Origin of the sequence: Paractinoplanes brasiliensis, from assembly GCF_004362215.1 — a bacterium.
In the GTDB taxonomy this organism is placed as follows: domain Bacteria; phylum Actinomycetota; class Actinomycetes; order Mycobacteriales; family Micromonosporaceae; genus Actinoplanes; species Actinoplanes brasiliensis.
The window spans coordinates 1472157-1485454 of the sequence record NZ_SNWR01000002.1 but is presented as its reverse complement, the minus strand read 5'-3'; the positions used below and the strand labels follow the sequence as shown (position 1 = coordinate 1485454).

The 13298-nt window shown below is 69.1% G+C and carries 13 protein-coding genes; 9 read left to right on the top strand and 4 right to left on the bottom strand.

Going from position 1 to position 13298, the window contains the following annotated elements:
- Positions 1 to 2 precede the first annotated feature (2 nt).
- The 8 genes from C8E87_RS38820 (at position 3) to C8E87_RS38790 (ending at position 7876) form a co-directional block, all read left to right on the top strand.
- Positions 3 to 1202 carry an extracellular solute-binding protein gene (locus C8E87_RS38820; protein ID WP_133878343.1) on the top strand — a complete coding sequence of 400 codons (1200 nt, stop codon included), beginning with the start codon at positions 3 to 5 and terminating at the stop codon, positions 1200 to 1202.
- Positions 1199 to 2245, top strand: a complete 1047-nt coding sequence (locus C8E87_RS38815) for an ABC transporter ATP-binding protein (protein WP_133878342.1) — start codon at positions 1199 to 1201, stop codon at positions 2243 to 2245. The genes C8E87_RS38820 and C8E87_RS38815 overlap by 4 nt, the downstream gene beginning before the upstream one ends.
- Positions 2242 to 3123: an ABC transporter permease gene (locus C8E87_RS38810; protein ID WP_133878341.1), complete on the top strand. Its 882-nt coding sequence runs from the start codon at positions 2242 to 2244 to the stop codon at positions 3121 to 3123. The genes C8E87_RS38815 and C8E87_RS38810 overlap by 4 nt, the downstream gene beginning before the upstream one ends.
- On the top strand, positions 3120 to 3944 hold the full coding sequence (locus C8E87_RS38805) for an ABC transporter permease (RefSeq protein ID WP_166661422.1): 825 nt from the start codon (positions 3120 to 3122) through the stop codon (positions 3942 to 3944). Before C8E87_RS38810 ends, C8E87_RS38805 begins: the two co-directional genes overlap by 4 nt.
- Before the next feature lie 76 nt (positions 3945 to 4020).
- A complete protein-coding gene (locus C8E87_RS38800; protein ID WP_133878340.1) occupies positions 4021 to 5409 on the top strand; it encodes an OFA family MFS transporter in 1389 nt (462 codons plus the stop codon).
- Positions 5406 to 5504 carry an MFS transporter small subunit gene (locus C8E87_RS47040; protein ID WP_438866415.1) on the top strand — a complete coding sequence of 33 codons (99 nt, stop codon included), beginning with the start codon at positions 5406 to 5408 and terminating at the stop codon, positions 5502 to 5504. The genes C8E87_RS38800 and C8E87_RS47040 overlap by 4 nt, the downstream gene beginning before the upstream one ends.
- Positions 5505 to 5825: 321 nt before the next feature.
- On the top strand, positions 5826 to 7304 hold the full coding sequence (locus C8E87_RS38795; RefSeq protein ID WP_133878339.1) for an NACHT domain-containing protein: 1479 nt from the start codon (positions 5826 to 5828) through the stop codon (positions 7302 to 7304).
- Positions 7277 to 7876 (top strand): hypothetical protein, encoded by a 600-nt coding sequence (locus C8E87_RS38790; protein ID WP_133878338.1) that lies wholly within the window; start codon positions 7277 to 7279, stop codon positions 7874 to 7876. Before C8E87_RS38795 ends, C8E87_RS38790 begins: the two co-directional genes overlap by 28 nt.
- Positions 7877 to 8161: 285 nt before the next feature.
- Here C8E87_RS38790 and C8E87_RS38785 read toward each other — a convergent pair whose 3' ends face one another.
- From C8E87_RS38785 to C8E87_RS38770, 4 genes are all read right to left on the bottom strand, one after another.
- Positions 8162 to 8977 carry an SAM-dependent methyltransferase gene (locus tag C8E87_RS38785; RefSeq protein WP_133878337.1) on the bottom strand — a complete coding sequence of 272 codons (816 nt, stop codon included), beginning with the start codon at positions 8975 to 8977 and terminating at the stop codon, positions 8162 to 8164.
- Between the two features lie 87 nt (positions 8978 to 9064).
- Positions 9065 to 9496, bottom strand: coding sequence for a cytidine/deoxycytidylate deaminase family protein (locus tag C8E87_RS38780; RefSeq protein ID WP_133878336.1), 432 nt, complete (start codon positions 9494 to 9496; stop codon positions 9065 to 9067).
- Between the two features lie 327 nt (positions 9497 to 9823).
- Positions 9824 to 10570, bottom strand: a complete 747-nt coding sequence (locus C8E87_RS38775) for a sulfite exporter TauE/SafE family protein (protein WP_133878335.1) — start codon at positions 10568 to 10570, stop codon at positions 9824 to 9826.
- A 24-nt stretch (positions 10571 to 10594) separates the two neighbouring features.
- Positions 10595 to 11095, bottom strand: coding sequence for an LURP-one-related/scramblase family protein (locus C8E87_RS38770; RefSeq protein WP_133878334.1), 501 nt, complete (start codon positions 11093 to 11095; stop codon positions 10595 to 10597).
- Between the two features lie 129 nt (positions 11096 to 11224).
- Between C8E87_RS38770 and C8E87_RS38765 the strand changes: the two genes are divergently transcribed.
- Positions 11225 to 13180: a LysM peptidoglycan-binding domain-containing protein gene (locus tag C8E87_RS38765; protein ID WP_133878333.1), complete on the top strand. Its 1956-nt coding sequence runs from the start codon at positions 11225 to 11227 to the stop codon at positions 13178 to 13180.
- Positions 13181 to 13298 lie beyond the last annotated feature (118 nt).

The following is a 13298-nucleotide window of genomic DNA, read 5'->3' as shown; positions in this document are numbered from 1 at the left end:
CCATGCCAAGAATCCGAATCGCCCTCGCCGCGGCCGTCCTCCTGCTCGGGGCGTGCGGCGCTCCCGACGCCCCGAACAGCGGCGGCGCCACCGACGGACCCGTTCCCGACAAGCCCGGCGAGGCCGTCACCCTCAACATCCTCGACGTGGCCGGGAACCTCCAGCTCACCCAGGGCATGATCGACGACTTCGTGTCCCGCGCCGGCGACCAGATCGACAAGGTCACCTACTCCAAGGCAACCGCGCCCGAACTGGTCGGCAAGGTCAAGGCCCAGCAGAACGCGGGCCGGGTCGACATCGACCTCGTGCTCACCGGCGTCGACGGGCTGGCCGCGGGCATCGACCAGGACCTGTGGACGCCGCTGCTGCCGGCGTCCTCGTCACGCCTGCCGGGCATGAGCACGTACCTGCCGGGCGCCGAGGCCATGCAGAAGCTCGCCGGCGACTTCGGTGTCACGGTCACCTATTACCCGTCCGGGCCGCTGCTGGAATACCTGCCCGCCAACGTGCCGAGCCCGCCCAAGTCGGCGGAGGAGCTCCTCGCGTACGCGAAAGCCAACCCGGGCGCCGTGCAGTATGCCCGCCCGTCCAACTCCGGCCCCGGCCGTACGTTCCTGATGGGTCTGCCCTATCTGCTCGGCGACTCCGACCCCAAGGACCCGGTGAACGGCTGGTCGAAGACGTGGGCCTACCTGGCCGAGCTCAACAAGTACGTCACGCTCTACCCGTCGAGCACGTCGGAGACCATGAAGAACCTGGCCAACGGCTCGGCGAAGATCATCGCCAGCACCACCGGCTGGGACATCAACCCGCGCGTGCTGGGGACGGTGCCCAAGGAGGCCAAGGTGCAGACCCTCGAGGGCTTCCACTGGGTGACCGACGCGCACTACGCCGTGATCCCGCGCGGGGTGCCCACGAACAAGCAGGCTGCGATCCTCAACCTGCTGCAGGACATGCTCACGCCGCAGCAGCAGGCCAAGGCGTACGACCAGGGCTACTTCTATCCCGGGCCCGCGGTCAAGGACGTCACCCTGAGCATGGCGCCCGAGGAGAGTCAGAAGGCGCTCGCCGAGTTCGGGCGGCCCGAGTACGACCAGCTGATCGCCGGCAACCCGATCGAGGTGCCGCTGGACGCGAAGGCGCTGGTGGCCGCGTTCGACCGGTGGGACCGCGAGATCGGCGGCGCGAAGGTGAAGAAGTGACCGGGTTCTCCGAGCTGCGCCTGGACGGGGTGCGCCGGCGCTTCGGCGACCGGGACGCGTTGACCGGGCTGAACCTGACGATCCGGCGGGGCGAGTTCATCGCCCTGCTGGGGCCGTCCGGCTGCGGCAAGTCGACCGCCCTGAACTGCCTCGCCGGGCTGCTGCCGCTGTCCGAGGGCAGCATCTGGCAGGACAGGACCCGCCTCGACACTGTGCCACCCGAGCGCCGCGGTTTCGGCATGGTCTTCCAGAATTACGCGTTGTTCCCCCATCTTTCCGTACGCCGGAACGTCTCGTTCGGCCTGCAGATGCGCCGCCTGCCCCGCGACGAGGTCCGTCGCCGCACCGACGAGGCGATCAAGCTCGTACGCCTCGAGGAGCACGCCGCCAAGCTGCCCGGTCAGCTCTCCGGCGGGCAGCAGCAGCGGGTCGCCATCGCCCGCGCGATCGTGCTCGAACCGTCGCTGGTGCTGATGGACGAGCCGTTGTCGAACCTGGACGCCAAGCTGCGCCTGGAGATGCGTACGGAGATCCGGAGGTTGCATCAGTCACTCGGCCTGACCACCGTCTATGTGACGCACGACCAGGAGGAGGCGCTGTCGCTGGCCGACCGTCTGGTGGTGCTGCGCGACGGCCGGGTCGAGCAGATCGGCACCCCGCAGGAACTGCACAACCGGCCCGCCAACCGGCACGTCGCCGACTTCATGGGCTACCGCAACCTGCTTCCGATGAAGGTGAAAGCGGCGCACGGTTCGACGGTCACCCTGGAGGGCGGGGGCCTGACGCTCGACGGCACCGCGGCGGACGCTGTCGCACCCGGGGACGACGTGGTGGCGGCCGTCCGGCCCGAGGACCTGCGCGCCGCCGCACACGGGGTGCCGGTGACGGTCGAGGTCGTCGAGTACCAGGGGCGGGAGTTCGCGGTGGAGGCCCGTACGACCGAAGGGGTTGCCCTGCACTTGAGATCCCTCGAACGCCCGGCGCCGGGGGAGCGGATCACGGTCACCGCCGCTCCGTCGCGAGTGCTGGTGTTCGCGTCATGAGCGGCGGCACGGCCCTGCGGCACCGGCTGGCCGAGCGTGGCCTCGATCGGCAACTGCTGCTGCTCGTACCCGGTCTGGCCTGTGTCCTCGCGTTGTTCATCTACCCCTTCGCGTACGGGATCGGCCTGTCCTTCCAACCGGCGAGCGGGGGAGTGCTGGGGGCGTACCGGGCGTTCTTCACCGACGCCTACCAGCGCGACACCATCGCCACCACGCTCGGGCTGTCGCTGCCGGCGGCGATCCTCAACGTGGCGGCGTCGGTGCCGATCGCGTACCGGATGCGCGGCCGGTTCCGGGGCAAGCGGCTGCTCACCACGATCCTCGTCGTGCCGATCACGCTCGGGACCGTGCTGACCGCCGAGGGGCTGCTCAACTACCTCGGGCCGACCGGCTGGTTCAACCGCGCGCTGCTCGGCCTCGGGGTGATCGACGAGCCCGTACGCCTGACCAACAACTACTGGGGCGTGTTCTTCTCGCTGGTCATCACCGGGTTCCCGTTCGCGTTCCTGCTGATCCTGTCGTACCTGTCCGGCATCGACCCGACCCTGGAACGCGCGGCGGCCACCCTGGGCGCGGGCCGGTGGCAGCGGTTCAGCCGGATCACGCTGCCGCTGCTCGCACCCGGACTGGCCACGACGTTCTGCCTGACCTTCGTGCTGGCGTTCAGCGTGTTCCCGTCCGCGGTGCTGGTCGGCGACCCGGCCGGCTCGACCCGCGTGGTGTCGATCGCCGCCTACCACGCCGCGTACGAGGCCTACGACTATCCGCTGGGCAGCGCCATCGCCGTGATCATGGGCGTGGTCGAGCTCATCGTGGTGGCGGTCGTGCTGGGCCTGCGATCGCTGTTCTACACCGGCTCGACGGGAGGCAAGGGGTGAAGCGCCTGACAGTGGGGGCCTGGCTCGTCTGGGGCGCGGTCGCCTTCTTCCTGATCAACCTGGCCGGCCTGATCGGCGCCGTGGTCGTGAACTCGGTCGGGCAACGCTGGTTCGACACGTGGCTGCCGCAGGGGTGGACGACCCACTGGTACGCCGGCGCGTGGGAAGAGTTCGGCCTGTTCCAGGTGCTGGTGGTGACGCTCGAGGTGGCGCTGCTGGTGGTGGCGATCTCGGTGCTGGTCGGGGTGCCCGCCTCGTACGTGCTGGCCCGCCGCTCGTTCCCCGGCCGCCGCGTGGTCTATCTGCTGTTCCTGCTCCCGATCCTGATGCCGCCCATCACGTACGGGATTCCGCTGGCAACCGTGCTCTACAAGTACGGCTTCGCCGGGCACCTGGCCGGGGTGGTGCTCGCCAACCTGGTGCCGTCGATCCCGTTCGTCATCCTCACCATGACGCCGTTCATCGAGCAGATCGACCAGTCCGTGGAACGGGCCGCCCGCATGTGCGGCGCTCGCACCTGGCAGATCTTCACCCGCATCCTGGCGCCGTTGCTGGTGCCGGGGATTCTGGCCGCTTCGATCCTGGTGCTGGTGCGGACCGTGGGGATGTTCGAGCTGACGTTCCTGACCGCGGGGCCGGACTCCCAGACGCTGGTGGTGGCCCTTTACTACTCGATGTCGGCGGCGGGGATCCGGGCGCAGCAGTCGGTGGACGCGATGGCTGTGCTCTACACGTCCTCGATGCTCGTGCTGCTCGTCATCGCGCTGCGCTTCGTGAACCCGACGCAGCTGGTGGCCCGGGTCAAGGACGACCCGGACTGACTCTCCAAGTTGCCGGGTCTCCCGGCCGGGGTGACGATGAGATCCGATCTTTCCCGATGGGCAGGAGGCGCCTGCTTTGTCTCTACTGACCAGGCTCGACCGCGAACGTTCCGTGGCGCCGCCCGGCTTCAGCCGCTGGCTGATCCCGCCGGCCGCCCTGTCGGTGCACCTCTGCATCGGCCAGGTCTACGCGACCAGCGTGTACAAGAACTCCTTCGTCTCCCACTTTGAAACGTCCCAAACGGCGATCGGCATCATCTTCAGCATCGCGATCGTGATGCTCGGCCTGTCCGCGGCCGTCGGCGGCACCTGGGTCGAGAAGAACGGCCCCCGCAAGGCCATGTTCGTGTCGGCGTCGTTCTGGGCCGCGGGTTTCCTGGTCGGCGCGCTCGGCATCGCCACCAAGCAACTGTGGCTGGTGTACCTGGGTTACGGCGTGATCGGCGGCATCGGTCTCGGCATCGGCTACATCTCCCCGGTGTCCACGCTGATCAAGTGGTTCCCGGACCGCCCCGGCCTGGCGACCGGCCTCGCCATCATGGGCTTCGGCGGCGGTGCGCTGGTCGCCAGTCCCGCCTCACGCCAGTTGCTCTCGTTCTACGACGAGGGCTACGACCCCAACGTCGCCACCTCGGTCGCCTCCGGCGGAGCCCTGGTCGCGTTGTTCCTGACACTGGGCATCGCCTACTTCGTCATCATGATGTTCGGCGTCGCCAACATCCGGGTGCCCGCCGAAGGCTGGCGGCCCGACGGCTGGGACCCGGCCACCGTCAAGGAGAAGCCGCTGGTCACCACGGCCAGCGTGTCCGCCGCCAACGCGATCAAGACCCGTGCGTTCTGGCTGCTCTGGATCGTGCTGTTCTGCAACGTCACCGCCGGCATCGGCATCCTCGAGCAGGCCAGCCCGATGATCCAGGACTTCTTCCGCTCCAACGGCGTCTCCAGCGTCAGCGTCGCCGCCGCGGGCGGTTTCGTCGGCGTGCTGTCGCTGTTCAACATGGCCGGCCGGTTCGCCTGGTCGTCCACCTCCGACGTGATCGGCCGCAAACCCATCTACATGGTCTACCTGGGCGTAGGCATGGTCCTCTACCTGCTGCTCGCAACCGTCGGCGACGCCGCCACGGCCCTGTTCGTCATCCTGGCCGGCATCATCCTGTCCTTCTACGGCGGCGGGTTCGCCACAGTCCCGGCCTACCTGCGCGACCTCTTCGGCACCTACCAGGTAGGCGCCATCCACGGCCGCCTCCTCACCGCCTGGTCCGCCGCCGGCGTCGCAGGCCCCCTGATCATCAACGGTTTCCTCGACGCCCAGGGCAAACCCGGCACGCTGACCTCGTCGGCCTACCAGCCCGCCCTGTTCACGATGGTCGGCGTGCTGGCCGTCGGCTTCATCGCCAACCTCGTGATCCGCCCGGTGCCGTCGCGTTACCACGAGCCGGCCCTTGAGAAGGAGGTCGCAGCATGAGCGCCCGCCTTGTTGTGTCCTGGCTGCTGGTGGCCGTGCTACTCGGCTACGGCATCATCCAGACCGTCATCACGGCAGCCAAACTCTTCGAATAGCAGCCGTGGCCGGGGTCCATCGGGCCCCGGCCACAATGCATGCCGGACGGCCGGGGCAGTGCCAAGCATCCTCACGCAGATCAAGCGTGACGACCACCCCGCGCGTCGCTGCGGCACACCCACTCACGCCAGGTCGCGCCACCACGACTGACGCAATACGCATCTCCGGCTGAATTGTGCAGCCGGTGGAGGGAACACCGAGCGTGGCGACTTGCCGCCACCAGATCCGCGTGATGCAAAGTCCTGGTGAGCGCGCGAAACGGACGGACTCTGGCATACTCTGCGGCAGGTCTCGCCGCCCTCAGCGGAGCAGTTTGGCTGTTGCAGCGGCTTCCGTTCGGCGATGTCGACCCGCTCAGCGCGGCGATCGGATTCATGTCCCTCCTGACCGGCATCGTCGCCTTGTTGCCCGCCCTCCGGCCCAGGATCGACGCCGCTCAGCTGGCCGAACGCCTGGCCACAGCTGTTCATCAGGAGGAGCAGCTGGCGCTTCGGCAACTGTGTGGGGCAGGTGAACGGGACACCTCCATCGACGTACAGTTCAATCACCGGCCCGCACCCGCCCGGGACACTCAAGGCGCCCGCCGCCACGGTCAACTACGCGACGTAGCGGACTACTACCAGAGACTGAGGCCACGCCGGATGGCAATCACCGGCGCGCCCGGCGCGGGCAAGACCGTACTGGCACTTGAGCTGATGATGGCGGTGCTGGCCACCCGCTCTGCCGACGACCCCGTGCCTGTGCGCCTGTCCGCCTCAACGTGGACGGCAGGCGGTGCCCCTCTGCTCGAACCGGGCACCGGTGCGCGGCTGATGCGACATTGGCTCACCACCCATCTGGTGGAGGTTTACAAGCTGTCCCGACGGTCGGCACGGGCGCTCGTGGCGGCGGGCAGGGTCCTGCCGGTTGTGGACGGTCTGGATGAGCTTGATGCCACCGCTCAGCCGGGCTACACATCGCGGGCGGGCCAGGCACTGCGGGTGTTCAACGACTACAAAGCGCCGATGATCGTCACCTGCCGCAGCGAACACTACGACGCCCTGAGCGCGGACCACACCTGGCTCCACGCTTCCGCCCGGGTGGAGATTCGCCCGGTCGAACCGGCGAAGGCTCGTGAATTCATCGTTTCCCGGACCGTTCACGTCGACCGGTGGCACACGGTGCTGGACCGTCTCGTCAACGACCCGCACGGCCCACTCGCCGCCGCGCTGGCCACCCCCTGGCGGCTCACGTTGGCAATGGCAGTCTACGAGCGACGTCCGCACGGGACGTTCACGAGGGACCCGCAGGAACTGGTGGCGCCCAGCCTCGGCACCGTGGACGCAGTCCGCGACCACCTTCTCGGGCTGTTCATCCCCACAGTCGTGAACGGCAACCCGGACTGGCCGCACGACCCGGCACGGGTACACCGCTGGCTGGCCGTCCTCGCCGGCTTCCTGCACCATAATGCGACCACCGAACGCACCGTCGGCGGTCGGCGGTTGTCGAGCACGGACATCGTCCCGCACGAACTCTGGCCGCTGGCCGGGTTCCGTCGCCCTCGCCTGATCGCCCTCGGGTGCCTCGTCCCGCTCTGGTTGATCGTGGCCTGGTCCACGCGGTATGCCGACGAGGGAATCACACCCAGCTGGCTGGCTCTGGCAGCCAGTCTCGTCACACTCGTCCACATCGGACTGGTCAGGACTTGGACGACACCCTGGCCGAGACCTCGTCAGCTGAACCTGAGCCGGCTCGGTTCCTCGCGCGCCGCCGTCGATTCCTGTCCGGATGCGTGGCGGGTTTCCCGCTCGGCATCGTGACGGGGGCTGCGGCCGGGCCTCTCGCGGGACCCGCCGACGTGCTTGGGTACGGACTCGTTTTCGGCCTCTTCCTGGGGCTTGTGGCCGGCCTCATTGACAAGGCGGGTGTCACGACACCGAACCCGCGATCCGCCGTCGGCCGTGATTTCGCGACGGCTCTCGCGGCTGGCTCAGCCACCACGCTCGCGTTCGGGTTGCCGGGCCTCGCAGTCGAGTTCCGTACGGTACCCGGTGTCGGCCTTGCGGACGGGCTCTTGTTCGGGTTCTTGTTCATGCTCTGGTACGCGATTCCGACCGGCTTCCCGCTGGGCCTCGGCGTCGGGCTCGCTTTCGGGTTCGGACTCACGGGGCCGCGCTATCTCGCGTTGCTCCTCTGCACCCGCAGATGGAGCGGGAAGTGGCTGCCCTGGAGGCTGTGCAGGTTCCTGGATCTGTGCCACCGGGCAGGACTCGTGCGCATCGCCGGTAACGGTTACCAGTTCCGGCACGGAGAGCTGCAGGACTATCTCGCCCGGCAGCCGCAACCGACAGTCCACGAGATTTCGGTCCACGCAGTCGACCCACGCCGATAGGTCTGCTGCCCTCGCAAATCGGCTGGGTCAGGACCGCGCCCGGCTCCATCGTCCGGTTTCGGCCGGGCGAGGAAGACCTCCGACGGGTAGCGCCGCCTGACCGAGCCTTACCAGCGAGCCGAGATCATCAAGGCGCTCGCAGTTTTCGCCCGAGCCGTACTCGTTCGCAGGCCGGGCTGGCCGCCCGGCCCGACACGGCAACTGTCGATCCGGCGGTCGCCGGGGCCGTCTCGAACCAGGGCTGCAGGGGAGCCGGACGACGGGTGATCGCAGAGGGGCTGCGGTCTAGGGTTTGCGGGCAACCGCCCCGTAGACCGAGACCTGCCCGTCCGACGGCGGCGGCTGTTCGGTGGGCTCACCGAGCTCCGGGTGCCATGCGGGCAGGATCTGCAGCCCCGGGTCCACCATTTCCAGGCCGGTGAAGAACTGTTCGATCTGCGCCTTGGGACGGACCCTCATGGTGACACCCTGCCGGCGGTAAACCTCCGTCACGTGTTCCCAAGCCTCCGGCCGGAAGTCGCCGGTCAAATGCGACAACGCCAGGTAACTGCCCGCCGGCAACACCGCCAGGAGACGGTCGACAATGTCCCACGGCTCGTGCTCGTCGCCGATGAAATGCAGGATGGCGATGAGGAGCAGGCCGACCGGGCGGTCCAGGTCGAGAGTTTCGCGCAGGGTCTTCGAGCCGAGGATCGAGTCGACGTCCCGCAGGTCCGCGTCGATGTAGTCGGTCTTGCCGTCGGGGTGGCTGGTCAGCAGCGCACGGGCGTGGGCGAGGACGATCGGGTCGTTGTCCACGTAGACGATCCGTGAGCGGGGATTGATGGCCTGGGCGACGTGGTGGACGTTCGGCGCGCTCGGGATACCCGTACCGATGTCGAGGAACTGGTCGATGCCCTGCTCGGCCAGGAACCGCACCGCCCGGCGCAGGAAAAGCCTGTTCTCGCGTGGAGGGATCCGGCTGTCCGGGTTGGCCTGCAAGCCTTTGTGGGCCGCTTCGCGGTCGGCCGCGAAGTTGTCCTTGCCGCCGAGCAGGTAGTCGTACACCCGGGCCGGGTGCGGGCGATCGGTGCGCAGGCCCAGCCGGTCTTGTTCGGACATCCGTGCCCTCTCCTTCGCCGGCCTTCCGTGGCCGAGTCGGCTACCGCAGGATCCTAGAGATCAGCTGCCGTCCGGTCGAGGGCGGCTTCAGAGCAGGTGGGTGTTGGCCGCCCGCGCCCGCCCCGCGAACTCCGGCATCGCCACGACCTCCACGCCCGCGGCCGTCAGCAACGCCACGCCCTCGCAGGTCACGAACACGTCCGGCTCGCGCCACGCGATCGCCACCCGCCGGATGCCGGCCGCGATGATCAGGCTCGTGCACGTGGCTTCCGGGCGGCTCGCCCGCTTCGAGCACGGCTCCAGGCTGCTGTAGAGCGTCGCCCCGGTCAGGTCTCCACCGGCCCGTAGCAGGGCAGACTCCTCGGCGTGGACCAGCGGATCCACGTCCCGTGACCACCCGCGGGCGATCTGCGAGCCGTCCGCCCCCACGATCACGGCCCCCACCGCGAACGCCGTCGACGATCGCGGCGACCGCCCGGCCAGATCCACCGCGCGGCTCATCCACCGGGCGTCGTCCATGCTTCTCCACTCGCTTCGCGCAGCAAAACCCTAAACCCCCAACACCCCGTACGGGGGGAGCCTCTCCGCACCCAGCGCTGGGACGCCGCTGCATCACCGAGCGCCGTTGCCCCGCCGCGCCGGTCCCCATCAGGGTGGACTACCCAGCGTGTTGTCCACAGACGCTCGGGTTTCCACAGCTCGCCCCCTGCGGCGTGACCCGGATCCGCCCGGCCCGATAAACTGGCGGCGGGGAGGCCCCCTGGGAGGGTGGGACTCGCACGCGCAGTCGGGTCACGGCAGCGCGAACTCCGGGACGACGCCGCCCGGAGGGGTCGGTTCCGCGGGTCATGTGGCGAACAGGATCACGGCCACGGCGACGGCGAACACCACGATCGTCCACCGCAGCGCCTCCGACGGCAGGCGCAGGGCGATGCGCGCCCCGATCACGCCGCCGACGATGGTGGCGGGTGCCAGGACGGCGACGACCGCCCAGTTGACCGGCCCGAAGAGGCTGTACGTGAGCACGGTGGTCACGCCCACCACGGCCGAGAAGACATTCTTGAGCGCCCCGATCCGCCGCAGCGGCTCCTCCAGCACCAGCGCCAGCGCGGCGATCAGCAGCAGCCCCATGGCCGCGTTGAAGTAGCCGCCGTACAGGCCGCACAGGAAAACCGCGATTTGCACGTACGCCGTGCTGCCGCCCGACGAGCGACTCCCGGCCAGCGCTTTGAGCCTGTATTGGAAGGCCATCATCGCGGCCGCGAGCAGCAACAGGAACGGGACCACGACGTCGAACACCGACCGCGGGGTGAACAGGAGCAGAGAGCTGCCGCACAGTGTGCCTGCCACGATGGTGGGCACGACCGACCAGATGCGCCGGCCCTGCCCTCCCAGCTCGGGGCGGCTGGCCACGGCGCCGGCCGCGTAACCGGGCGCCACCGACAGCGCGTTGCTCACGTTGGCCGCGACACCGGGCAGCCCCAGCCCCACCAGCAGCGGGAACGTGATCAGCGACCCGCCGCCGGCGACGGCGTTCACCGTGCCCGCCGCCAGGCCGCCACCGAGCAGGGCGAAGACTTCCCAGAGCCGCATACGTCGATCATGCTCGGCGGGGGATCAGTCGTCGTCCTTGCCCTTGTCCTTCTCGCGTTCCAGCGCCAGGTCCAGGGCCAGCACGGCGCCGATGATCAGCAGGGGCTCGACACCGCCGGTGATGCGGACCGCGTACGTGTCACGGATGGTCAGCCAGCGCTTGGAGACCGCGGCCACCTGTTCGCCGCCGCGCTCGATGACGTACTCGTGGTCGAGCAGGTCCCCCTTCATCTCCAGGTCGTCGGGGCCGGGCACGTCGATGGTGAACTTCTCGCGGAACGGCGTGAACAGCTTCTTACGGACCTCGGCCGCCTTCTCGCCGCCGATCCGGATCTCGTACGTGGGCCGCAGCGACACCAGATGACGGTGCAGCGTCGCCACTTCCTGGCCGGACGGGTCCTCGATGACGACCTTGTCGCGGACGCTCAGCACCTTCCCGTCGACGTGGAAGACCTTGTTGCCGTGCTCGTCGAGCACGTCGAAGTCGTCGCCGACGGAGAAGAACCGTTCCCTGATCACAAACATCCCCCCATCCAACCGCAGCCCGTCGTGGTGGCGCATCCCGGACCGAAGGGTTGTCGGGTACCTGCCTGTCACGGCGTCGCGGGTTACCTACTGTCACCTGAACTGTCGTTAAGTCACGGGGGAGTGACCATGCCACGACTGGGACACGGACGTTCCATCACCGAGAAGACCATCGACGTCGCCGAGGCCGGGCTGGCCGACGCCGTCACCCGCGATCCGGCCGCGTTCGCGCTCGTACGACGGGTGGACGGCCAGGGCTTCGACTTCCTGTTCCCGGAGCTGCAGGAGGACGCCGCCAACCTGCTGCCGCAGACCGCGGCCATGCCCGAGCTGCTCAAACGGCTGGGCAACGCCATGGTCGACACCGACACTGCGGGCGAGGACAGCCCGATCCCGGCGGCGTACACGTACTTCGGCCAGTTCGTCGACCACGACATCACCCTGGAGATCCAGCAGGGCTTCGGTTCGGCGACCATGGAGCAGCTGCTCGACCCCGCGATGACGCCGCTCGCGCTCGCGGCGATCCGCAACGCGCTGCTCAACCAGCGCACGCCCGCGCTCGACCTGGACAGCGTGTACGGGCTGCCCGCCCCGCACGACCCGGCCGACGGCAACAAGATGCTGCTGGGCAAGGTGACGTTGCTCCCGGACCCGGAACCGCCGGCGGCGCGACCGGAGGGCACGGAGGGCGACGACTTCCACGACCTGCCCCGCGAGCCGGCCAGCCCCGGCAACATCGAGCACGACCGGGCGGCCGTGATCGGCGATCCGCGCAACGACGAGAACCTGATCGTCGCGCAGCTGCACGTCGCCTTCCTGCGGGCGCACAACGCGCTGGTCGAGCAGGGGCTGTCGTTCTCCGGGGCGCGCCGGGTGCTGCGGCAGCACTACCAGCACGTGGTGGTGCACGACTTCCTCAGGCGCCTGGCCGAGCCCGCGATCGTCGACGACATCGTGGCCAACGGCAACCGCTGGTTCGACCCGCTGAGCGAGCCGTCGTTCATGCCGCTGGAGTTCTCGGTGGCCGGCTACCGGTTCGGGCACTCGATGGTGCGCGCCGAGTACGACTTCAACTCCAACTTCAACACCGTCGGCGGCATCCCCGCAACGCTCGAGCTGCTGTTCACCTTCACCGCGCTCAGCGGCCAGGTCGGCGGCACCCCGACGCTGCCCGAGAACTGGATCATCCAGTGGCACAACATCATCGGCGACGACCCCACAGTGATGAAGGCCCGCCGCCTCGACCCCAGCCTGGCCGCGTTCAAGCAGAACGAGTTCCGGGCGCTGTTCGCCCTCAAGAATCTGCAGGGCGAGACCGAGACCCCGGATCTGGCCGCACGATTGGCCGTACGGAATCTGTTGCGGGGTTATCGGCTGAGGTTGCCCACCGGTCAGGCCCTCGCCCAGCACCTCGGTCTCCCGGCGCTGACCGGGCCGCAGATCCTGGCCGCCGCGGGCAGCGACGCCCAGCGTACGGCGCTGAAGGCCGGTGGGTTCGACACCCGTACGCCGCTCTGGTACTACGTGCTGGCCGAGGCTCGGCACGTGCACAACGGCGAACGGCTGGGCCCGGTCGGCAGCACCCTGGTCGCCGAGGTGCTGCTGGGCCTCGTACGCCGGAGCCCTGACTCGATCCTGGCCCAGCCCGGCTGGAGCCCCTCACTGCCGTCGGCGCAGACCGGGAAGTTCGAGCTGGCCGACCTGCTGCGCCTGGCCGGGGTGCTGCCCGGCACGTCGAAGCCCCAGACCCACACGGTGCAGCCCGGCGACACCCTGAGCGGAATCGCCGCCGCGAAGCTCGGTGACGCCGAGCGCTGGCCGCAGATCTACGCGCTCAACCAGGCCCTGATCCGCGACCCCGATCGCATCACCGTCGGCCAGGTTCTGCTGCTACCCCCGAAGCAGCCGGTCGGCGACATCCCCCGCCTGCACACCGTCAAGCGCGGCGACACCCTGACCGCCATCGCGGCGGCCAAGCTGGGCAACGGCAACCGCTGGCCCGAGATCTTCGCCCTGAACAGCGCCATCCTGACCAATCCCGGCCGAATAATCCCCGGCCAGGTCCTGATCCTGCCCAAGAGCTGACAGCTTCCCGCGGCCGGGCGCCTAACGCGGGACCTGAGCGGCACATTCGTGCCGGCTGCCTGCCCGCGTCGTGGGTGCCCGACCGTGCAGCGGGAGCCCGGCCGTCGGCAGTGACCGG

Bases quoted from the DNA above. Each gene is read 5' to 3' on its own strand.
- C8E87_RS38775 (WP_133878335.1), bottom strand. From the start codon at position 10,570: ATGCGGCTCTGGGAAGTCTTCGCCCTGCTCGGTGGCGGCCTGGCGGCG.
- C8E87_RS38765 (WP_133878333.1), top strand. From the start codon at position 11,225: ATGCCACGACTGGGACACGGACGTTCCATCACCGAGAAGACCATCGAC.
- C8E87_RS38780 (WP_133878336.1), bottom strand. From the start codon at position 9,496: ATGGACGACGCCCGGTGGATGAGCCGCGCGGTGGATCTGGCCGGGCGG.
- C8E87_RS47040 (WP_438866415.1), top strand. From the start codon at position 5,406: ATGAGCGCCCGCCTTGTTGTGTCCTGGCTGCTGGTGGCCGTGCTACTC.
- C8E87_RS38820 (WP_133878343.1), top strand. From the start codon at position 3: ATGCCAAGAATCCGAATCGCCCTCGCCGCGGCCGTCCTCCTGCTCGGG.
- C8E87_RS38770 (WP_133878334.1), bottom strand. From the start codon at position 11,095: ATGTTTGTGATCAGGGAACGGTTCTTCTCCGTCGGCGACGACTTCGAC.
- C8E87_RS38810 (WP_133878341.1), top strand. From the start codon at position 2,242: ATGAGCGGCGGCACGGCCCTGCGGCACCGGCTGGCCGAGCGTGGCCTC.
- C8E87_RS38785 (WP_133878337.1), bottom strand. From the start codon at position 8,977: ATGTCCGAACAAGACCGGCTGGGCCTGCGCACCGATCGCCCGCACCCG.